Source organism: Streptococcus sp. UBA632 (assembly GCF_002300045.1).
In the GTDB taxonomy this organism is placed as follows: domain Bacteria; phylum Bacillota; class Bacilli; order Lactobacillales; family Streptococcaceae; genus Streptococcus; species Streptococcus alactolyticus.
This window is the reverse complement of record NZ_DBPA01000018.1, coordinates 12,463-33,683: the sequence shown is the minus strand read 5'-3', so window position 1 is coordinate 33,683 and position 21,221 is coordinate 12,463. Positions and strand designations below refer to the sequence as shown.

17 protein-coding genes and 1 pseudogene are annotated in these 21,221 nt (G+C 41.1%); 15 read left to right on the top strand and 3 right to left on the bottom strand.

Features of this window, described 5'->3' with window-relative positions; genetic code table 11:
* Both B3473_RS02180 and B3473_RS02175 read left to right on the top strand, forming a co-directional pair.
* Positions 1-2,468 (top strand): annotated as a pseudogene (locus B3473_RS02180) (DNA methyltransferase); the annotation flags it as partial.
* Positions 2,469-2,491: 23 nt separating this feature from the next.
* Positions 2,492-2,878, top strand: coding sequence for a hypothetical protein (locus tag B3473_RS02175; protein WP_235281137.1), 387 nt, complete (start codon positions 2,492-2,494; stop codon positions 2,876-2,878).
* A 223-nt stretch (positions 2,879-3,101) separates the two neighbouring features.
* Here B3473_RS02175 and rpmG read toward each other — a convergent pair whose 3' ends face one another.
* Positions 3,102-3,251 carry a 50S ribosomal protein L33 gene (rpmG, locus tag B3473_RS02170; RefSeq protein WP_002262412.1) on the bottom strand — a complete coding sequence of 50 codons (150 nt, stop codon included), beginning with the start codon at positions 3,249-3,251 and terminating at the stop codon, positions 3,102-3,104.
* Between the two features lie 15 nt (positions 3,252-3,266).
* Positions 3,267-3,443: a 50S ribosomal protein L32 gene (gene rpmF, locus B3473_RS02165; protein WP_003066947.1), complete on the bottom strand. Its 177-nt coding sequence runs from the start codon at positions 3,441-3,443 to the stop codon at positions 3,267-3,269.
* Between the two features lie 246 nt (positions 3,444-3,689).
* On the opposite strand from rpmF, the gene hisS reads away from it, so the two are divergent.
* The 5 genes from hisS (at position 3,690) to B3473_RS02140 (ending at position 10,180) form a co-directional block, all read left to right on the top strand.
* Complete coding sequence (gene hisS / locus B3473_RS02160; protein WP_235281060.1) at positions 3,690-4,967, top strand: histidine--tRNA ligase; 1,278 nt, start codon at positions 3,690-3,692, stop codon at positions 4,965-4,967.
* A 140-nt stretch (positions 4,968-5,107) separates the two neighbouring features.
* A complete protein-coding gene (aspS, locus tag B3473_RS02155; protein WP_235281059.1) occupies positions 5,108-6,856 on the top strand; it encodes an aspartate--tRNA ligase in 1,749 nt (582 codons plus the stop codon).
* Entirely contained in the window at positions 6,846-7,787 is a 942-nt protein-coding gene (locus tag B3473_RS02150; RefSeq protein ID WP_235281058.1) for a YitT family protein, read from the top strand. Before aspS ends, B3473_RS02150 begins: the two co-directional genes overlap by 11 nt.
* A 22-nt stretch (positions 7,788-7,809) precedes the next feature.
* On the top strand, positions 7,810-8,670 hold the full coding sequence (locus tag B3473_RS02145) for a YitT family protein (protein ID WP_154454965.1): 861 nt from the start codon (positions 7,810-7,812) through the stop codon (positions 8,668-8,670).
* A 94-nt stretch (positions 8,671-8,764) separates the two neighbouring features.
* Positions 8,765-10,180, top strand: coding sequence for a prolyl oligopeptidase family serine peptidase (locus tag B3473_RS02140; protein ID WP_154454966.1), 1,416 nt, complete (start codon positions 8,765-8,767; stop codon positions 10,178-10,180).
* A 39-nt stretch (positions 10,181-10,219) separates the two neighbouring features.
* Here B3473_RS02140 and argS read toward each other — a convergent pair whose 3' ends face one another.
* On the bottom strand, positions 10,220-11,911 hold the full coding sequence (gene argS / locus B3473_RS02135; RefSeq protein WP_293651047.1) for an arginine--tRNA ligase: 1,692 nt from the start codon (positions 11,909-11,911) through the stop codon (positions 10,220-10,222).
* A 189-nt stretch (positions 11,912-12,100) separates the two neighbouring features.
* Between argS and argR the strand changes: the two genes are divergently transcribed.
* From argR to spx, 8 genes are all read left to right on the top strand, one after another.
* Positions 12,101-12,538: an arginine repressor gene (argR, locus tag B3473_RS02130; protein WP_154454968.1), complete on the top strand. Its 438-nt coding sequence runs from the start codon at positions 12,101-12,103 to the stop codon at positions 12,536-12,538.
* On the top strand, positions 12,535-12,888 hold the full coding sequence (locus B3473_RS02125; protein WP_154454969.1) for a YlbF family regulator: 354 nt from the start codon (positions 12,535-12,537) through the stop codon (positions 12,886-12,888). The genes argR and B3473_RS02125 overlap by 4 nt, the downstream gene beginning before the upstream one ends.
* On the top strand, positions 12,875-15,448 hold the full coding sequence (gene mutS, locus B3473_RS02120) for a DNA mismatch repair protein MutS (RefSeq protein WP_154454970.1): 2,574 nt from the start codon (positions 12,875-12,877) through the stop codon (positions 15,446-15,448). Before B3473_RS02125 ends, mutS begins: the two co-directional genes overlap by 14 nt.
* Before the next feature lie 109 nt (positions 15,449-15,557).
* Positions 15,558-17,498 carry a DNA mismatch repair endonuclease MutL gene (gene mutL, locus B3473_RS02115; protein ID WP_154454971.1) on the top strand — a complete coding sequence of 647 codons (1,941 nt, stop codon included), beginning with the start codon at positions 15,558-15,560 and terminating at the stop codon, positions 17,496-17,498.
* A gap of 1 nt (position 17,499) precedes the next feature.
* Positions 17,500-18,093 carry a Holliday junction branch migration protein RuvA gene (ruvA, locus tag B3473_RS02110; RefSeq protein ID WP_154454972.1) on the top strand — a complete coding sequence of 198 codons (594 nt, stop codon included), beginning with the start codon at positions 17,500-17,502 and terminating at the stop codon, positions 18,091-18,093.
* Positions 18,094-18,144: 51 nt separating this feature from the next.
* A complete protein-coding gene (locus B3473_RS02105; RefSeq protein ID WP_293651046.1) occupies positions 18,145-19,404 on the top strand; it encodes a competence/damage-inducible protein A in 1,260 nt (419 codons plus the stop codon).
* Between the two features lie 48 nt (positions 19,405-19,452).
* On the top strand, positions 19,453-20,610 hold the full coding sequence (gene recA / locus B3473_RS02100; RefSeq protein WP_154454974.1) for a recombinase RecA: 1,158 nt from the start codon (positions 19,453-19,455) through the stop codon (positions 20,608-20,610).
* Positions 20,611-20,708: 98 nt separating this feature from the next.
* Positions 20,709-21,107 carry a transcriptional regulator Spx gene (gene spx / locus B3473_RS02095; protein WP_154454975.1) on the top strand — a complete coding sequence of 133 codons (399 nt, stop codon included), beginning with the start codon at positions 20,709-20,711 and terminating at the stop codon, positions 21,105-21,107.
* Positions 21,108-21,221 lie beyond the last annotated feature (114 nt).

Here is a 21,221-nt window from a genome sequence, read left to right as displayed (position 1 = left end):
AATCTCCCTTATTCGAAGCGTCCACGCTGGATTGTGACTTGTAACTTCAATGAGTTCTATATCTATGATATGGAGCAGCCAAATGCAGAAGCTACAGTTATTAAATTAGAAGACCTTCCAGAAGAAAGTTACCGTCTAGAGTTTCTAATCGATAAAACCAATGAACACCTTGAGCGTGAAATGCAGATTTCCATGCAAGCAGGTGAAATAGTTGGGGAAATCTATGAGGGGCTTCTCAAACAGTACAAAGACTCTGAAAATCCAGAGAGCCTTCATGCGATTAACCAGTTGATTGTCCGCTTAGTATTCTGTTTTTATGCGGAAGATTCTGGGCTATTTGGTCATAAGCTAGCATTTCATGACTACCTAGCTCAGTTTCCACCTCAGTTTTTCAGAACAGCTCTAATCCAATTATTTGAAGTCCTTGATACCCCTTTTTCTGAACGTGACCCTTATCTTGAAGAAAGCCTTTCAAGTTTCCCATATGTCAATGGTGGGATGTTCTCTGAAAAAGATATTGAAATTCCTAACTTCACGGAAGACCTTCGTCAGCTTATCCTATGGCATGCCAGTTCTCAGTTTGACTGGTCAGATATTAGTCCAACTATCTTTGGGGCAGTTTTTGAAAGCACTTTGAACCCAGAAACACGTCACTCTGGTGGGATGCACTATACTTCTATAGAAAATATCCATAAAGTCATTGACCCGCTCTTTCTTGATGACTTAAAGGATGAGCTCAATGCTATTAAAGGCTTTAAGCAAAAGTCGACGGTTGAGCAGAAGGCGAAACAGTTCCAAACTAAACTAGCTAGCCTAACCTTCTTTGACCCTGCTTGTGGGTCTGGTAATTTCTTGACAGAGACTTATATTTCTTTGCGTCGTTTGGAAAATGAAGCTATCAAACTCTATATGGGCGACAGTGTTCGTCTTGATGTTGAAGAGCTTGACTTAGTTAAAGTAAAACTTAATCAGTTCTATGGGATTGAAATCAATGACTTTGCCGTTTCAGTAGCTAAGACAGCCCTTTGGATTGCAGAAAGCCAAATGCTAGAAGCGACTAAAGAAATTGTTTATGCCGAGATTGACTTTCTCCCATTGAAATCCTATACCAATATTGTCAATGCGAATGCGCTCACAACTGATTGGGAAGAAGTAGTGGATAAGGACAAGCTCAGTTACATTATTGGAAATCCGCCGTTTTTGGGTGCTCGTGTCATGAGTAAAGCTCAGAAAGTAGACCTATTAAATGTGTTTGACGGATATAAAGGGGCAGGAAACCTTGATTTTGTTTCTGGGTGGTATATCAAATCTGCTCAACTTATGCAAGGTACAGAAATTCAGACCGCTTTAGTATCAACTAACTCTATTACGCAAGGAGAACAGGCAAGTCTTCTTTGGAAAATTCTTATTCAAGATTTTTCGGTATCAATAAACTTTGCTTATAAAACTTTCAAATGGAACAGCGAGGCAAAAGATAAAGCAGCAGTTCATTGTGTCATCATTGGATTTGGTAAAGACATAGCAAATAAAAAGATTTTTGAAACTACAGAGAAAGTCAAGAAGGTTAGTCATATTAATGGTTATCTAGCTGAAGCTAGTGATATTTTTATCGAAAATCGAACTAAGCCAATTTGTAGTGTACCTCAGATGATTTTTGGTTCTATGCCAAATGATGGGGGTGCTTTAAGTAATTTCTCAACTGAAGAAAAAAAGAGATTTGCAAATCTTATCCTCAAGCAGAACAGTTCTTCAAAAAACTTGTTGGGGCAAGTGAATTTATCAATAATAAAGACCGATGGACGTTATGGCTATATGATGTAAACCCTGCTGAATGGAGAAAAATAAAACCTATTTATGAAGCAGTTGATCAAGTACGTAAAAATAGAGAAGCGTCTAACCGAGCTTCTACTAAAAAGTTAGCAGAAGTACCATATCTTTTTGGAGAAATTCGACAACCTATTGGAAATTACATGATTATTCCTAGGGTATCATCAGAAAATCGACGGTATATCCCGCTTGGCTTTACTAGTCCTGATGTTATTGCTAGTGATGCTGTCCAAATCATCCCCAACGCCTCTCTTTATCACTTCGGCATTCTCACTTCCAACGTTCACATGGCGTGGATGCGAACTGTTGCAGGACGTCTCAAGTCTGATTACCGTTATTCTGCCAAGATTGTTTACAACAACTTTCCTTGGCCAGAAGTGACCAAAGAGCGGGAGGAGAGAATTTCTCAAACAGCACAAGCCATTCTAGACGCTCGTGCCTTGTACCCAGATTCTAGTCTTGCTGATTTGTATGATGAGTTAACCATGCCACCAGAACTCCGTAAAGCTCACCAAGCAAACGATAAAGCTGTCATGCAAGCTTACGGAATGACTAAAGAAGTTGACGGCAAGAAAACATGGTTGACCGAAAGTGAGACCGTGGCTAGGTTATTTGAGATGTATGAAGCTCTAGCTAAATAATAGGCATAATTTGGAGGAATATAATGTTTTCATATCAAACATTTTTAGAGGAAAAAGGTGGGGTCTTGTCATTTGAACAATGTCAGGAATATCATCAAAAGATATTAGACGGCATGAAAAAGGGAGATATTGAGTTTGAACAGTATTGGCTAGACTTTGTAAAGAATGCTATTGAATATACGCAAATTCGCTCCAAGTGGTATCTGATTAGCCGTGAAGAGCGACAAGCTACTGATGGCAGTCGTACTAATAAGCATAATCAAGTGATAATGGCTTTGAAATTGGTTGTACGCTATCTAGCAAGTGAAGGAGTAGATAGCTCTTGGTTTGACGAAATAGAGTCAGACCGTAAGAAAATTGGAGATTTCGCCAATTATATTACTTATATTTATGCCGTTAATGGTCGTTAAGCAAGTTTTTATGACTTGCTTTTTTGTTTTGGTAGTGACGGAAGTAACAAAAAAAGCCTGACAATGCTGTCAGGCTCAGGGTTATCCGAATATATCTTATTTCAAAAAAGGTAGTGAAAAAGGTAGTGATTCGGTTGATTTATATTGCGATGTAGTGAAATCTGAAAAATCAAGAATCGCATAAAATCAAGGTTTTCAACGTCTATTGACGTGTATTGAATCCCTATTTCACTTCAGTAAAGATTACGTGTTTACGCAATTTTGGTGAGTATTTTTTCAATTGAAGACGGTCTGGAGTGTTACGTTTGTTTTTTGAAGTAAGGTACAAGCGTTCACCAGATTCTTTGTGTTCAAGTGTGATATTTACGCGCATGGTATCTCCCTTCTATTATTTAGCTGCTTTAGCGATTTTACGTCCTTTGTAGTATCCTTTAAGTGATACACGGTGAGAACGTGAGTAATCTCCAGTAGTTTCGTCAAATTTTACTGATGGAGCAGTCAATTTGTAGTGTGTACGACGTTTGTTTTTCTTCGCTTTTGAAGTGTGACGTGCAGGTACTGCCATTTGTTATTTCCTCCGATAATTTTTTAGTTCTTGATTTTCAATCAACTTTAACATCATACCATATCTTTTTTGTAAAGTAAAGTTACTTGACAAAAAATTTAAAAATAGCTGAAGAAATCCTAAAAAAAGGTTGTGCTTCTTCTTTAGAACTTGTTTTTGTGATAAAATAGAAATGATTGAATCGCTACAATAGTAGAAAGGAATGAAGGGGCTAAATTTGAAAATTTGGTGCCAGTGTATCTTATTATGAAACTGCAAAAACCTAAAGGAACCCAAGATATTTTACCTAGCGAAAGCGCAAATTGGCAATATGTCGAAGCTGTTGCGCGTGAAACATTCAAGAAATACCATTACAGCGAAATCCGCACACCGATGTTTGAGCATTACGAGGTGATTAGCCGTTCAGTTGGTGACACAACGGATATTGTGACAAAAGAAATGTATGATTTCTACGATAAGGGTGACCGTCACATTACCTTGCGTCCAGAAGGTACGGCTCCTGTGGTGCGTTCATTTGTGGAAAATAAATTATTTGCGCCAGAAGTACAAAAACCTGTGAAAATGTACTATATTGGGTCAATGTTCCGCTACGAGCGTCCACAAGCTGGTCGTTTGCGTGAGTTCCACCAAATTGGTGTGGAATGCTTTGGCTCTGCTAATCCAGCTACAGATGTGGAAACCATTGCCATGGCTTACCAATTGTTCCAAACCCTAGGGATCAAAGATGTCACTCTTCATTTAAATACCCTAGGAAGTGCGGCTAGTCGTGCGGCTTATCGCCAAGACTTGATTGATTACTTGACACCAATGCGTGATGAATTGTCAAAAGATAGCCAACGCCGTTTGGATGAAAATCCGCTTCGTGTCTTGGATTCGAAGGAAAAAGAGGACAAGCAAGCTGTTGAAAATGCGCCATCTATTTTAGATTACCTCGATGAAGAAAGCCAAGCTCACTTTGATGCGGTTCGTGACATGCTTGAAGCCCTCCATATTCCTTACGTTATTGATACTAATATGGTGCGTGGCTTAGATTATTACAACCACACGATTTTTGAGTTTATCACAACCGTTGACAAATCTGATTTGACCATTTGTGCGGGTGGGCGTTACGATAGTCTTGTAGATTACTTTGACGGTCCAGAAACCCCTGGTTTTGGCTTTGGACTTGGTCTTGAACGTTTGCTTCTTATCTTGGAAAAACAAGGCATTGCATTACCGATTGAAAATGATTTGGACGTTTACATTGCTGTTTTGGGAGAAGGTGCAAATCTTAAAGCTTTAGAACTTGTTCAAGCCCTTCGTCATCAAGGTTTTGCAGCAGAACGTGATTACCTCGGACGTAAAATCAAAGCACAATTCAAGTCTGCGGATGCTTTCCATGCTAAAACCATCATCACTTTGGGAGAAAGTGAAGTGGAAGCAGGTCAAGTAACGGTCAAAAACAACCAAACCCGCGAAGAAGTGACCGCAAGCTTTGAAGAAATTGAAACAAACTTTTCAGATATTTTCAGAAAACTAAGCTAATTGCTTTTTCAATGAAGAAAGCACGTGAAAAGGCTTAATTGGGAAAAGGCAAAAAAACTCTACCGCATGGGTGGGGTTTTTTCGTGCTTTTTGCTATAATAGGTGGGAATGAATAAATTAAAAAACGGAGAAAGATAGCAATGAAACGTACAATGTATGCGGGTCGTGTTCGTAGCGAACATATTGGCCAAGAAGTGACTCTTAAAGGTTGGGTCGGTCGTCGTCGTGATTTAGGTGGACTTATTTTCATCGATCTTCGTGACCGTGAAGGGATTATGCAATTGGTCATCAATCCTGAAACAGTTTCAAGCGACGTTATGGCAACAGCAGAAAGCCTTCGTAACGAATTCGTTATCGAGGTGACAGGAGAAGTTGCCTTACGCGAACAAGAAAATCCAAACTTGCCAACAGGTGCGGTTGAATTGAAAGTGTCAGCATTGACCATCCTAAACACTGCTAAAACAACACCATTTGAAATCAAAGATGATGTTGATGTGACAGATGACAATCGTTTGCGATACCGTTACTTGGATCTTCGCCGTCCAAAAATGCTTAACAACTTTAAATTGCGTGCGAAGGTGACACACTCTATCCGCAATTACTTGGACGACCTTGAATTTATTGACGTTGAAACACCGATGTTGACAAAATCAACGCCTGAAGGAGCGCGTGATTATTTGGTGCCAAGCCGTGTGAGCCAAGGTCATTTTTACGCTTTGCCACAAAGCCCACAAATCACAAAACAATTGTTGATGAATGCTGGTTTTGACCGTTACTACCAAATCGTAAAATGTTTCCGTGATGAAGATTTGCGTGGAGATCGTCAACCTGAGTTTACACAAGTGGATATGGAAACGTCATTCTTATCAGATAAAGATATCCAAGATATCACTGAAGGAATGATTGCCAAAGTTATGAAAGATACCAAAGGTATCGACGTAACTCTACCATTCCCACGTATGTCTTATGATGATGCCATGAACAATTATGGTTCAGACAAACCTGACACACGATTTGAAATGCTTTTACGGGACTTGACAGAACTTGTCAAGGATGTTGACTTCAAAGTATTTTCACAAGCACCAGTAGTCAAAGCTATCGTGGTTAAAGGAAATGCGGACAAGTATTCACGCAAACACATTGATAAATTAACAGAATTTGCAAAACAATTTGGTGCCAAAGGCCTTGCTTGGATCAAATTTACAGATGGAGCTATCAGTGGACCAGTTGCGAAATTCTTGACAAGTATTGAAAGCGAATTGACAGTACGTTTACAACTTGAAGAGAATGATTTGGTGCTCTTTGTTGCGGATACGCTTGAAGTGGCTAATAATACACTTGGTGCTCTTCGTACACGCATTGCCAAAGAACTTGACATGGTTGACACTTCACAATTCAATTTCCTTTGGATTGTTGATTGGCCAATGTTTGAATGGTCAGAAGAAGAAGGTCGCTATATGTCAGCTCACCACCCATTCACATTGCCAACGGAAGAATCAGCACATGAATTGGAAGGTGATTTGTCGAAAGTGCGTGCCGTTGCCTACGATATCGTGCTTAACGGTTACGAACTTGGTGGTGGTAGCTTGCGTATTAACCACAAAGACTTGCAAGAACGTATGTTTAAAGCACTTGGCTTTACAGCAGAAGAAGCCAATGACCAATTTGGTTTCTTGTTAGAAGCGATGAATTACGGTTTCCCACCACACGGTGGTTTGGCTATTGGTCTTGACCGTTTTGTAATGCTTCTTGCTGGCGAAGAAAATATTCGTGAAGTGATTGCCTTTCCTAAAAATAATAAAGCAGCAGACCCGATGACACAGGCACCGAGCCTTGTTTCAGACAAGCAATTAGACGAATTGGCTTTAGCTATTGAAAGTGATGATTAGAAAAACACCTATCAAGAAGAAAACAAAGTTTGTCGTTAGTCGGTGGGCAGAAAAATATGGCCTACTGAAAACCATGCAGAGTATTTCCAGAGAAAAGTATGCCGAAAAAATTTCGGCATCTATTCTTTATGGGATATTGTCTGCGATTGCGGTGAATTTCTTTTTTCAACCTGGGCATGTTTACTCTAGTGGTGCGACTGGCTTTGCACAGGTTTTATCTGCAATTAGTGAACGGTTGATTGGTTTTAAAATTCCAATTTCCTTGGCCTTTTATGGGATAAATCTCCCTTTGCTGATATTGGCTTGGTACAAAATCGGTCATAAATTTACCGTTTTTACCCTAATCACAGTAACCATGAGTTCTTTCTTTATCCAGATTGTTCCAGAAGTTACTTTGACAACAGACCCGCTCATTAATGCTATTTTTGGTGGGCTTGTGATGGGAGCTGGTGTTGGTTTTGGACTTAGATCTCGTATCTCAAGTGGTGGAACGGACATTGTCAGCTTGACCATTCGGAAAAAAACGGGGCGTGATGTGGGCAGTATCTCGCTCATTGTCAATGCCATTATCATGTTCTTTGCAGGCTTGTTATTTGGTTGGCAATACGCTCTGTACTCAATGGTGACGATTTTCGTTTCTAGTCGCGTTACCGATGCGATTTTCACGAAACAAAAGAAAATGCAGGCCATGATTGTGACTAGCAGACCCGAAAAAGTGATTACGATGATTCACACGAAATTACACCGCGGGGTAACTTCTATCAATGATGCAGAAGGGACTTATAATCACGAAAAGAAAGCAGTTTTGCTTGCTATTATTACGCGTGAAGAATACAATGATTTTAAATATTTGATGAAAAAAGCTGACCCTAAAGCTTTTGTATCAATTGCTGAAAATGTCCATATTATTGGGCGTTTTGTGGACGATTGATTAGGATTTTGGAGGTGGGAAAATGTCATTTGAACGATTGGGACAACTCAAACGTCTCTTGTTGATTGCCGTTGGTGTAGCGATTTACACTTTCGGGTTTGTAAAATTTAACATGGCCAATGCCCTTGCTGAAGGTGGTGTTGCCGGTGTGACGCTGATTGTCCATGCTCTTTATGGCATTAACCCTGCTTATTCTTCCTTGATTTTGAACATCCCCTTGTTTATTTTGGGGGCTAGGATTTTGGGAAAACGTTCGCTTGCTTTGACCATTTACGGAACGGTTCTCTTGTCGTTTTTCATTTGGTTTTGGCAACGGGTTCCTATCCATGTCACCCTTGAAAATGATATGATGCTGGTTGCTGTTGTTGCGGGGCTATTTTCAGGTGCTGGAAGTGGTTTGGTGTTTCGTTACGGCGCTACAACTGGTGGGACAGATATCATTGGACGTATTGCTGAGGAAAAGTTAGGCTTAAAACTAGGGCAAACCTTACTCTTTATTGATGCCGTTGTTTTGACAGCTTCCCTCGTTTATATTGATTTACAACACATGCTCTACACTTTGGTTGCCAGTTTTGTTTATAGTCAAGTTTTGACAATTGTGCAAAATGGAGGCTACACTGTACGTGGTATGCTGATTATTACCCAAAAATCAGAAGAAGCTGCCTCAGCTATCCTCAATGAAATCAACCGTGGTGTGACTTTTCTAAATGGTCAAGGTGCTTATTCAGGCGAAGATAAAAACGTCTTGTACGTTGTTCTCAATCCAACAGAAGTCCGAGAAGTCAAGGCCATTATGGCAGAATTAGACCCCTATGCTTTCATCTCCATTATCGACGTTGACGAAGTTGTATCGTCAGACTTTAACATTAGACGGAAGAAATAAAACACGATTAGAAATGTACCTACGTTGTAGGATGATTTCTAATTTTTAACCAGCAAATGTAACCGATTACAAACAAAAAGAAAAGAGATTTAAAATGAAAAATAGTATTGATAGCATAGCACTGTACATCAAGGGGTATGAGTTTGGGCCAGGAGTTCCAAAAATCATTTTGACTTTGGCAAATCCTATTTCGGCGGTGTCGACGGAGTCTTTGATTGTGGTCACTGCTGGTGAAAACCGTCAGGTGAGTCAGGTTTATATTTCAGATAATGAGGGACACTTGATTGGGCGTGATGAGAGTGTTTATCTGACGATTGAGATGCCAGTCACTTTTGACCAGAAGCAGATGAAGAATGTTTCCAGCCCTTTCTTTTTCAATGGTGCGAATTATCATCATGAGTGGGTTCGTGACTACAAGGTGTCTATTAAGGGCTTGCTAGTTACTATGGGACATGAGGTTGTAACTCTTGAGATTGAGGATTACAATGCTATTACTAACCTTTTATCACCAGATGTGGCTCCTTTCCAGTATCATAGCGAGTACTCAGGAACCTATACCAATCCTTTGACTAAGCAAGATGAAGCATTAAGGCTTCAGTGTGTGGCTTATGAACCTGAGACTGCAAAAACAGCAGAAAAACTGCCTTTGTTAATTTGGCTTCATGGGCAAGGTGAAGGTGGGTCAGATGTTGACATCACCTTGTTGGGCAATAAGGTTGTGGCACTGGCTCAACCAAAGATTCAAGCTCATTTTGAGGGTGAGGGCGGCACGGGAGCTTATATCTTAGCTCTCCAATGTCCGACTTACTGGATGGATGAAGGCGATGGAAAAAATGGTGTGGGGGCAGGTGTTTCTCGTTATACCGACATCGTTATGGACGCCATTCAAGATTTTGTATCCCGCAATCCTAAGATTGACAAGAATCGTCTGTATCTGACGGGTTGCTCTAATGGTGGTTACATGACCTTAAATCTTGCCATTCACAATCCTAATTATTTTGCGGCATTGATTCCGCAGGCTGCGGCTTATGCCTATCATTGCTACCAACGACAGTCTGATGGGACTTATGCCCTTTCTACTGATAATGGCACCTTTATCCAGACCGACGAAGTCTATTTTGATGAAGCAAAATTAAATGCTATCAAAGATACTCCCATTTGGTTTATCCATGCAGCAGATGACACGATTGTTGCTCCTGAAAACTATTCTCTTCCCATTTACAAATCGCTGTTAGATAGCGGTGCGACTAATGCATGGTTTTCTTATTATGAAAGCGTGGAAGGATCAGACATCAAAGGGATGACTTATCCAGGACACTGGTCATGGTTGTATTTCTTCAATGACGAGGTGTTTGGTGTGCAATCCATGGCTGATATTAAAAAGGCGACAGACCTTTCAGGATTTTCACCAAATAATGCGGACAAAGGTGGAAGGAGCCAAGCGAAGGTTAATGGCATATGTTATCACAACCTTTTTGACTGGTTAAATGTGCAGAAAAAACCGTTTTAAAGACATAAAAAAAGCCGTGATAAACGGCTTTTTTTAGTTTTACATTTCGTCAGGTGCTTCAACTCCAAGAAGACGAAGGGCTTCTTTTAGAACGGTTGCCGTAGCGTAGCTGAGGGCTAGGCGGCTGTCACGTTCTGGGCTTTCATCAAGAATACGTGTGTGTGCGTAGTATTTGTTGAAGCTTTGTGCCAAGCTGATTGCAAATTTAGCAATGATAGAAGGTTCAAAGTTATCTGCGGCACGTTTGATAATACGAGGGAAGTCTTGAATGAGTTTAATGATTTCCCAGCTTTCAGCATCGTCAAGTTTGTAAACATCGTTGACAGATGGTGTAAAGTTAGCTTTACGAAGGATAGACTGGATACGCGCGTGAGCGTATTGAATATAAGGGCCTGTTTCCCCTTCAAATGATACCATTGCGTCAAGGTCAAAGTCATATCCGTTTAGGCGGTCTGTTTTCAAATCGTAGAATTTAATAGCACCAACTCCAACGGCGTGGGCAACGGCTTCCTTGTTAGCAAGGTTAGGATTTTTGGCATTGATTTGGTCTTCGGCACGTTTGATTGCTTCTGCAATAGTTGGTTCAAGTAGGATAACGTTACCTTTACGTGTTGACAATTTTTTGCCTTCTTTGGTCACAAGTCCAAACGGTACGTGTGTAATGTCATCACTCCACTCAAATCCCATTTCGCTAAGAACGGCTTTCAATTGTTTGAAGTGAGCTGATTGTTCATTACCTACAACGTAAATGGCTTTGGCAAAATCGTACTCACGTTTGCGGTACAAGGCAGCCGCCAAGTCACGCGTAATGTAAAGCGTGGCACCGTCTGATTTTTTGATAAGCGCTGGGTGTTCGATACCGTATTTTTCAAGGTTAACCACTTGGGCACCTTGCGATTCTTCAAGCAAGCCTTTTTCTGTCAAGATGTCCACCACTTCGTCCATCTTATCGTTATAGAAGGCTTCTCCGTTATAACTATCAAAGGTAACCCCAAGTTCGTTGTAAAGGCGGTTAAATTCAACAAGGCTTTCGTCACGGAACCATTGCCAAAGAGCAGTAGCTTCTTCGTCGCCTGCCTCCAATTTACGGAACCATTCGCGTGCTTCTTCGTCTAACTCAGGTTGTGTTTCTGCCTCAGCATTGATGCGAATATAGAGTTTTAACAGCTCATCGATTGGATGAGCCTTGACGGCAGCTTCGTCACCCCATTTTTTGTAGGCAACAATCAACATTCCAAACTGTTTACCCCAGTCACCAAGGTGATTGATTTTAACAGCTTTATAACCGATTTTTTCAAAAATATTAGCCAAGCTATCGCCGATAACAGTTGAGCGAAGGTGCCCAATAGAGAAAGGTTTTGCGATGTTTGGGCTTGACATATCAATAGCAACGTTGCGTCCGTGTCCCAAGTCCTGGCTAGCGTAGTGGCTACCGTCTGCGATAACTTTTCCTAAAACATCTGCAGAGATGCTTTTTTTGTCAAGGAAGAAGTTGATGTATGGTCCAACCGCTTCAATTTTTTCAAATCCAGTCGCATCCAATTGCCCTGCAATATCAGCTGCAATCATTTGAGGAGCTTTGCGGAGGATTTTAGCGAGTGAAAAGGCAGGAAAAGCCAAATCTCCCATATCTGAATTTTTTGGAATTTCAAGCAGATTCACAACTTGTTCTTGGTCTAATTCTGGAACAATAGTGTGAATGCGTTCTGCAATAGTACGTTTTGTATCCATGATGTTCTCCTAAAGTCATTAGTTCATATTATTTTAACATAAAAATAAAAAATAAACGAGATGGAAGAAAAGAAAATGCTTGAAGTCTAAAAACTGGATAAAAATAGAGATAATACCTACAATTGTGATGAAAAAGTTCTTTTTTTTTGGTATAATTCTAAGGATAAATATACATAAAGGGAAACTTATATGAATAAAATAGAACGACAAAACCGTATTAAATACTTGATTCAGACGGGTCATATTGGCACGCAAGAAGAGATTAAAAATTTGTTGCAAAAAGAAGGTATTACTGTAACGCAGGCGACCTTGTCGCGTGATTTGCGTGAAATTGGGCTTTTGAAGCTCCGTGATGCGTCTGGAAAATTGTATTATAGCTTGGCTGAGGTGGTTGGAGCTACTTTTGATGCTGCGGTTCGCTCTTACATTTTAAAAGTTGCGCGTGCTGGTTTTATGCTGGTCCTTCATACCAATCTTGGGGAGGCTGACGTTTTAGCCAATTTGATTGATAACAGTGAGATTCCAGAAATTATCGGAACGGTGGCAGGTGCGGATACTTTGTTGGTTATTTGCAAAGACGAAGAAACGGCCAAAGCCTTTGAAAAAGATTTGGCGACGGGTGTATGAGTTCTTACGATAAAGCAGTAGAAAACCTCCTTCAAGCGATAAAACAGCATGATAGCGTGCGGTATTTTCAAAAAGCAGAGCAAAAAATTAAGGCTTTCCCAGAATTGGAGCAACAAGTCGATAAGATGAAGGCTTATCAGCAAGAAGCGGTGCTTTATCAGAAGATTGACAAACAGGTTGCCAAAGAAAAAGCTGGCGAACAAGCGGACCAGCTGCAAAAAGACTTGTCAGAACTGCCGATTGTCAAAGATTATCGGGACAAAATGCAAGATGCCAGTGATTTGGTACAATATATTACAAATAGCTTGGAAACAAAGATTAACGAGGAGTTAAGCAATGGCAAAAGATAAACTTTCCCCAGGCATGCAACAGTATTTGGATATCAAAAAAGATTATCCAGATGCTTTTTTACTTTTTCGCATGGGAGACTTTTACGAGTTATTTTACGAGGATGCCGTCAAGGCTGCACAGATTTTAGAGATTAGTTTGACTAGTCGCAATAAAAATGCGGATAATCCAATTCCTATGGCTGGTGTGCCTTACCATTCTGCCCAACAGTATATCGATGTTTTGGTTGAAATGGGGTATAAGGTTGCGATTGCTGAGCAGATGGAGGACCCAAAACAAGCGGTTGGCGTGGTCAAACGTGAAGTGGTGCAAGTTATCACGCCAGGGACGGCGGTTGATTCTTCTAAACCAGACAGCGCCAATAACTTTTTGGTGGCAATTGATTCAGACGGAAAAGCCCTTGGATTAGCCTACATGGACCTGTCAACAGGGGAATTTTTCTCGACGATTTTGTCTGATTTTTCAAGCCTTCGCAGTGAAATCCTCAATCTTAAGGCTCGTGAAATTGTGGTGGGCTATGATTTGTCTGAAACAGAGCAACACCATCTGGTGAAACAGTTGAATTTGCTCTTATCTTTTGAAAAAGACCGCTACGAAGACGTGCATTTGGTGGACCAAACCTTGACGGATTTGGAAATTTCTGCGGCAGAGAAATTATTGCAGTATGTTCATACGACACAAAAACGCGAACTCAGTCATCTGCAAAAGCTCGTCCACTACGACATCAAAGACTACTTGCAAATGTCTTATACGACAAAATCAAGCCTTGATTTGTTGGAAAATGCACGCACAGGCAAAAAACACGGCAGTCTTTACTGGCTCTTGGATGAAACCAAGACGGCGATGGGAATGCGTCTGTTGCGCCAGTGGATTGACCGTCCCTTGGTGAACCAAGAGCAGATTGACGAACGGCAAAATATTGTTCAAGTCTTTTTGGACCATTTCTTTGAGCGCAGTGATTTGACAGACAGCCTCAAAGGTGTTTATGATATTGAACGTTTAGCCAGTCGGGTGTCCTTTGGGAAAGCCAATCCCAAGGATTTGTTGCAGCTGGGTCAGACCTTGTCACAAGTTCCAAAAATCAAAGCTATTTTGGAATCCTTTGCCAGCCCTTACCTTGACAAGCTTGTCAAGGATATTGACACCCTACCAGAATTAGAATCCTTGATTCGCTCAGCGATTGACCCAGAAGCGCCTGCGGTTATTACAGATGGCAGTATTATTCGGACGGGATTTGATGAAACCTTGGACAAATACCGCAAAGTCATGCGTGAGGGAACCAGCTGGATTGCTGAAATTGAGGCCAAAGAACGAGCGGCAAGTGGCATCGCCAATCTAAAAATCGACTATAACAAAAAAGACGGTTACTATTTCCATGTGACCAATTCCAATCTGTCTTTGGTGCCTGATTATTTCTTCCGTAAAGCAACGCTGAAAAATTCAGAGCGTTTTGGAACGGCAGAATTAGCTAAAATCGAAGGGGAGATGTTGGAGGCGCGCGAGGAATCAGCAAACTTGGAATACGATATTTTCATGCGCGTGCGCGGGCAAGTTGAGCGTTACATCACACGTTTGCAGGATTTGGCAAAGGCCATTTCAACGGTTGATGTCTTGCAAAGTTTAGCCGTTGTCGCAGAAAATAACCATTATGTTCGTCCGCGTTTTAACCAGCAGAAAGAAATCTATATTGAAAAAGGGCGTCATGCGGTGGTTGAAAAAGTCATGGGGACCCAAGAATACATTCCAAATACCATTACATTTGATGAGCAAACGACGATTCAATTGATTACTGGTCCAAATATGAGTGGTAAATCCACTTATATGCGTCAGTTGGCTTTGACGGTTATCATGGCACAAATGGGGTCTTACGTTGCGGCGGAAGCAGTGAATCTGCCTGTTTTTGATGCGATTTTCACGCGAATTGGTGCCGCAGATGATTTGATTTCAGGGCAATCCACTTTCATGGTGGAAATGATGGAAGCCAACCAAGCCATCAAGCGAGCCAGCCAGCAATCCTTGATTTTGTTTGATGAATTGGGACGTGGGACAGCGACCTACGACGGTATGGCTCTAGCCCAATCTATTATTGAATACATTCACGACCACATCGGAGCAAAGACGATGTTTGCGACCCATTATCATGAATTGACAACTCTGTCAACAACCTTGACACAACTTGTCAATGTCCATGTTGCGACTCTTGAAAAAGATGGTGACGTGACTTTCCTTCACAAAATTGCAGAAGGACCTGCAGACAAGTCTTACGGCATTCATGTTGCTAAAATTGCGGGCTTACCAAAATCCTTGTTGCAACGTGCAGACAGCATTTTGACGCGCTTAGAATCTGGTGCTGCCAAGCTGCAGTTGCTGCCAGAAGTGGATTCTTCGGTGGTTGAAGAAACTCCAGTCAATAACGAAGAGCCTAAGGTAGAGCAGCTTAATTTTTTTGCAGATGACACGGCTAACCAAGAGGTCATTGAGGCTCTCAGAAAAGTTGATTTGATGAATTTGACGCCCATGCAGGCCATGAATGTTATTTATGAACTGAAGAATATGCTGTAAGCACAAGAGGTGATCTCAAAAGAGATGGCCTCTTTAGTTTGTGTTATAATAAGAATTAAACAAGCAAGAACGAAAGGAATAAAGGTGCTTGAAAAGCCCTACGAATCATATGAGTAAAATTATCGAGTTACCAGAAGTTTTGGCTAACCAGATTGCGGCGGGTGAAGTTATCGAGCGACCAGCCAGCGTTGTCAAGGAATTAGTGGAAAATGCGATTGATGCTGGGAGTAGTCAAATCACGATAGAGGTTGAGGAATCAGGCCTTAAGAAAATTCAAGTGACTGACAATGGGGAAGGGATCGCCCAAGAAGATGTTGCTCTTAGTTTACAACGTCATGCGACGAGTAAAATCAAAAGTCAAGCTGATCTTTTTCGCATTCGAACGCTAGGATTTCGCGGCGAAGCTCTACCGTCTATTGCGTCAATCAGTCATTTCACGCTAAAGACGGCAACGGCGGACGAAGATTACGGGACACTTTTGGTGGCTAAAGGTGGCGAAATTGAAAAGCAAGAACCCATTTCAACCCCTGTGGGCACGAAAATCACCGTTGAGGATCTGTTTTATAATACACCTGCTCGCCTCAAATACATGAAAAGCCTTCAATCAGAATTGGCACACATTGTGGATGTGGTCAATCGTTTGAGTTTGGCTCATCCTGAGGTGGCTTTTAAATTGATAAATGACGGTCGTCAGATGACGATAACTGCTGGAACAGGGGATTTGCGTCAGGCGATTGCAGGCATTTACGGCCTCAATACAGCGAAGAAAATGATTGAGATTTCTAATGCTGACCTTGATTTTGAAGTGTCAGGATACATTAGTTTGCCTGAGTTGACACGTGCCAATCGGAATTACATTACCATTTTGATTAATGGCCGTTACATCAAAAATTTCTTGCTGAATCGTGCTATTTTGGATGGCTACGGTTCGAAATTGATGGTGGGGCGTTTCCCTATTGCGGTTATTGATATTCAAATTGACCCTTATTTAGCGGATGTCAATGTCCATCCCACAAAGCAGGAAGTTCGTATTTCTAAGGAAAAAGAGTTAATGGTTTTGATTAGTTCGGCTATTTCAGAGAGCTTGCGAGAGCAGGATTTGATTCCAGATGCGCTTGAAAATCTTGCCAAATCAAGCACACGCGGGTTAGCAAAACCTGAACAAACCACTCTTCCTTTAAAGCAAACGGATTTGTATTATGATAAGGAGCGTCAAGACTTTTTTGTCAAATCTGACACCGTCGAAGAGCAACCAAGACAGGTGTTTAATGACATTGACAAGGTTGTCAAGGAAGTTGACAAGCAACCGTCAGTGAAATACGCTCAACGTTTAACGCCAGAAACATCAGGTGATGAACACGATGCTTTGGATTTTGCCAATAAAGCTAAAATTACTAGGATGATTGAAACCCTTGATACGGAGGAGTCGTCAACCTTCCCAGAGTTGGACTATTTTGGGCAAATGCATGGAACTTATCTCTTTGCTCAGGGAACAGATGGCTTGTACATCATCGACCAACACGCTGCGCAAGAACGTGTGAAATACGAGTATTACCGCGAAAAAATCGGAGAGGTTGACAGTTCTTTACAGCAACTGCTCATGCCCTATCTTTTTGAATTTTCAGGGGCTGATTTCATTGCTTTACAAGAAAAAATGCCTTTGTTGCAGCAAGTCGGTATCCATTTGGAGCCGTATGGCAACAATACTTTTATCTTACGTGAGCATCCGATTTGGATGAAGGAGGAAGAAATTGAGTCGGCGGTTTATGAAATGTGCGACATGCTTTTATTGACTAATGATGTATCGGTGAAAAAGTACCGTGCTGAATTGGCTATTATGATGTCTTGCAAGCGTTCAATTAAAGCCAATCATATACTAGACGACTACTCGGCTCGGCATTTATTGGTTCAATTGTCCCACTGTAAAAATCCCTACAATTGTCCGCATGGCCGTCCTGTCTTGGTGCATTTCACCAAAGTAGATATGGAAAAAATGTTCCGTCGGATTCAAGAAAATCATACTAGTTTAAGAGAGTTAGGAAAATATTGATATGTATGATTACATCAAAGGAAAATTAACCAAAATCACCGCCAAGTACATCGTTGTGGAGGCTGGCGGTTTGGGTTACATCGTGAATGTGGCTAACCCTTACAGTTTTTCAAACTTAGTTAATCAAGAGATGCAGATTTATGTGCATCAAGTTGTTCGTGAGGATGCTCAGTTGTTGTTTGGTTTTCATACTGAAGATGAAAAGTCCGTCTTTTTGAACTTGATTTCGGTATCAGGGATTGGACCAACGACGGCGCTAGCTATTATTGCCGTAGATGACAACGAAGGCTTGGTTCATGCGATTGACACGAGCGACATCAAGTACTTGATGAAATTCCCAAAAATCGGGAAAAAAACAGCGCAACAGATGGTTTTGGATTTGGCAGGGAAGTTCGTCGATGTTCCTGTGGAAAATGGCAGAGCTGCTCAGGCAAAAACAGCAAGCAACGAGCCGCTTGAAGAAGCCATGGAAGCTCTTTTGGCATTGGGCTATAAAGCCACAGAACTCAAGAAAATCCGCCAGTTCTTTGAAGGTACCAATGAAACAGCAGAACAATACATCAAATCAAGTCTTAAGATGCTGATGAAGGGCTGATGTTTCATGTGAAACACAGTTAAAAAACGAATAAATAAGCAGGAGGTCATTATGAAAGCTGAACTGATTACTGTTGGAACAGAAATTTTAACAGGTCAAATTACCAACACCAATGCTCAATTTCTCTCAGAAGAATTTGCTAAATTGGGAATTGATGTCTTTTTTCAAACTACCGTAGGTGATAACGAAGAGCGTCTGTTGTCGGTTATTGATTTAGCCAGTCAAAGAAGCGACCTCATCGTTTTGTGTGGTGGCTTGGGACCAACGGAAGATGATTTAACTAAACAAACTTTGGCAAAATACCTCAAACGCGATTTGGTGATCAACGAAGAAGCCAATCAACGTTTGAATGACTATTTTGCAACGCGTCCCCAATTTGTTCGTACGGCCAACAATGACCGTCAAGCTCAGTTAATTGAGGGGGCAACGCCCTTGCAAAATATCACAGGTTTAGCTGTGGGTGGCTTGGTAACTGTTGATGGCGTTACTTACGTCGTGCTACCAGGTCCGCCAAGTGAATTAAAACCGATGGTCTTAAATGAATTGGTTCCTCTTTTGTCAGGACATAATGAACGCCTATATTCACGGGTTTTGCGTTTCTTTGGCATCGGGGAAAGCCAATTGGTAACCGTTCTGTCTGACTTGATTGACAATCAAACAGACCCAACCATTGCTCCTTATGCTAAAACAGGTGAGGTAACACTTCGTTTGTCAACAAAAGCAGCAGATGAGGCTGCCGCTAAGGTAAAATTAGACCAATTGGAACAAGCTATTTTGGCTAAATCAACCTTGGATAATGTCCCATTGAGTGAATTGCTTTACGGTTATGGTGATGATAATAGTTTGGCGCGTGTGGTCTTTCAATTGCTCAAAGAACACCATAAAACCATTACAGCAGCAGAAAGTTTGACCGCAGGGCTATTTCAATCCACTATCGCAGACTTTTCAGGTGCCTCTTCCGTCTTTAACGGCGGTTTTGTGACATACAGCATGGAAGAAAAATCAAAATTGTTGCACATTCCATTAGAAGATTTGCAAGAACATGGTGTGGTTAGTCACTTTACCGCTGAAAAAATGGCGGAACAATCACGTTTGTTGACAGGTGCAGATATCGGCATTGGTTTGACTGGCGTTGCTGGTCCAGATAGTTTGGAAGGACATCCAGCAGGAACCATTTTTATTGGCATTTCGACAAAAGACGATTGCCGTTCGATTCATCTTCATATCGGTGGTAAAAGTCGTTCAGATGTCCGTCATATCGCGACTTTGTACGCTTTTAACTTAGTACGTCAAGCTTTATTAGACATTTGATTTTTGGTATAATAAAGTCGTATTTCGAATAATCAGAAAGGGAATAATTTGGCAAAAAAAACAAAGAAAACAGAAGCTGTTACTAAAAAATTTGGTGACGAGCGTAAAAAAGCACTAGATGATGCTTTGAAAATGATTGAAAAAGATTTCGGGAAAGGCGCTGTGATGCGACTTGGCGAGCGTGCAGAACAAAAAGTTCAAGTGATGAGCTCAGGTAGTTTAGCTCTTGATATTGCACTTGGAGCTGGTGGCTATCCTAAAGGACGTATCATTGAAATCTACGGACCTGAATCTTCAGGTAAAACAACGGTCGCCCTTCATGCCGTTGCGCAAGCTCAAAAAGAAGGTGGTGTGGCAGCCTTTATCGATGCTGAACACGCTTTGGACCCATCTTATGCCGCAGCTCTTGGGGTTAATATTGATGAACTTTTGTTATCACAACCTGATTCAGGTGAACAAGGACTTGAGATTGCAGGGAAATTGATTGATTCTGGTGCCGTTGACCTTGTCGTTGTCGATTCAGTGGCAGCTTTGGTACCGCGTGCTGAAATTGATGGTGATATTGGTGATAACCACGTTGGTTTGCAAGCTCGTATGATGAGCCAAGCCATGCGTAAATTATCTGCTTCTATCAACAAAACAAAAACCATCGCTATTTTCATTAACCAGTTGCGTGAAAAAGTTGGTGTGATGTTTGGAAACCCTGAGACAACTCCTGGTGGACGTGCCTTGAAGTTTTATTCTTCTATTCGTCTAGATGTGCGTGGTAACACACAAATCAAGGGAACAGGTGACCAAAAAGATAGCAGCATCGGTAAAGAAACCAAGATCAAAGTCGTTAAAAACAAGGTGGCTCCACCCTTTAAAACAGCTGAAGTGGAAATCATGTACGGAGAAGGAATTTCACGCACGGGTGAATTGCTTAAAATCGCCAGTGATTTGAATATCATCAAGAAAGCTGGTGCTTGGTTCTCTTACAATGACGACAAAATTGGTCAAGGTTCAGAGAATGCGAAGAAATACTTGAGTGACCACCCTGAAATCTTCGATGAAATTGACCATAAAGTGCGCGTGCATTATGGTTTAATTGAAGATGCTGATGCTCCTGATGCTCCAGTTGCTAGTGACAACGAAGAGCCAACTCAAAAAGAACCATCAGACGAAGTGGTTCTTGACCTCGAAGATACGATCGAAATTGAAGAATAATAACAGTTTTTCGTTAGAAATCGGTCTTAGGTCCCATGTTTTCGTTCAGATTAGTGTGCTATAATACAAGTATCATGGGATAGAAAGTGAGAGTACACATGATTAAAATTTATACGATTTCTAGTTGTACAAGCTGTAAGAAAGCGAAAGCTTGGCTAAACGCTCATCAGCTCCCTTATAAAGAACAGAATTTAGGAAAAGAACCGCTAACCCGAGAAGAAATTTTAGCTATATTAACAAAAACAGAAAATGGTATAGAGAGTATTGTTTCCTCTAAAAACCGCTATGCCAAAGCCTTGGATTGCAATTTAGATGAATTGAGCTTGAGTGAGGTTATTGACTTGATTCAAGAAAATCCACGTATCCTAAAAAGTCCGATTTTGATTGATGAAAAACGCCTTCAAGTTGGTTACAAGGAAGATGACATTCGTGCTTTTCTACCACGTTCTATTCGTAATGTAGAAAACACAGAAGCCCGTCTTCGTGCCGCACTATGATGGTGTTTTTCAAGGTCATATAACAGTGGGCTGATGGTTAGGATTAGCCAGCAACAGATTGATAAGAACACCTTAAACGTAGGCTTTGTGGGCTGATGTTTGAGGTGTTTTTGC

Excerpts from the sequence above, each read along its gene's own strand:
- B3473_RS02175 (WP_235281137.1), top strand. The coding sequence starts at position 2,492 with ATGTTTTCATATCAAACATTTTTAGAGGAAAAAGGTGGGGTCTTGTCA.
- rpmG (WP_002262412.1), bottom strand. The coding sequence starts at position 3,251 with ATGCGCGTAAATATCACACTTGAACACAAAGAATCTGGTGAACGCTTG.
- rpmF (WP_003066947.1), bottom strand. The coding sequence starts at position 3,443 with ATGGCAGTACCTGCACGTCACACTTCAAAAGCGAAGAAAAACAAACGT.
- hisS (WP_235281060.1), top strand. The coding sequence starts at position 3,690 with ATGAAACTGCAAAAACCTAAAGGAACCCAAGATATTTTACCTAGCGAA.
- aspS (WP_235281059.1), top strand. The coding sequence starts at position 5,108 with ATGAAACGTACAATGTATGCGGGTCGTGTTCGTAGCGAACATATTGGC.
- B3473_RS02145 (WP_154454965.1), top strand. The coding sequence starts at position 7,810 with ATGTCATTTGAACGATTGGGACAACTCAAACGTCTCTTGTTGATTGCC.
- B3473_RS02140 (WP_154454966.1), top strand. The coding sequence starts at position 8,765 with ATGAAAAATAGTATTGATAGCATAGCACTGTACATCAAGGGGTATGAG.
- argS (WP_293651047.1), bottom strand. The coding sequence starts at position 11,911 with ATGGATACAAAACGTACTATTGCAGAACGCATTCACACTATTGTTCCA.
- argR (WP_154454968.1), top strand. The coding sequence starts at position 12,101 with ATGAATAAAATAGAACGACAAAACCGTATTAAATACTTGATTCAGACG.
- B3473_RS02125 (WP_154454969.1), top strand. The coding sequence starts at position 12,535 with ATGAGTTCTTACGATAAAGCAGTAGAAAACCTCCTTCAAGCGATAAAA.
- mutS (WP_154454970.1), top strand. The coding sequence starts at position 12,875 with ATGGCAAAAGATAAACTTTCCCCAGGCATGCAACAGTATTTGGATATC.
- mutL (WP_154454971.1), top strand. The coding sequence starts at position 15,558 with ATGAGTAAAATTATCGAGTTACCAGAAGTTTTGGCTAACCAGATTGCG.
- ruvA (WP_154454972.1), top strand. The coding sequence starts at position 17,500 with ATGTATGATTACATCAAAGGAAAATTAACCAAAATCACCGCCAAGTAC.
- B3473_RS02105 (WP_293651046.1), top strand. The coding sequence starts at position 18,145 with ATGAAAGCTGAACTGATTACTGTTGGAACAGAAATTTTAACAGGTCAA.
- spx (WP_154454975.1), top strand. The coding sequence starts at position 20,709 with ATGATTAAAATTTATACGATTTCTAGTTGTACAAGCTGTAAGAAAGCG.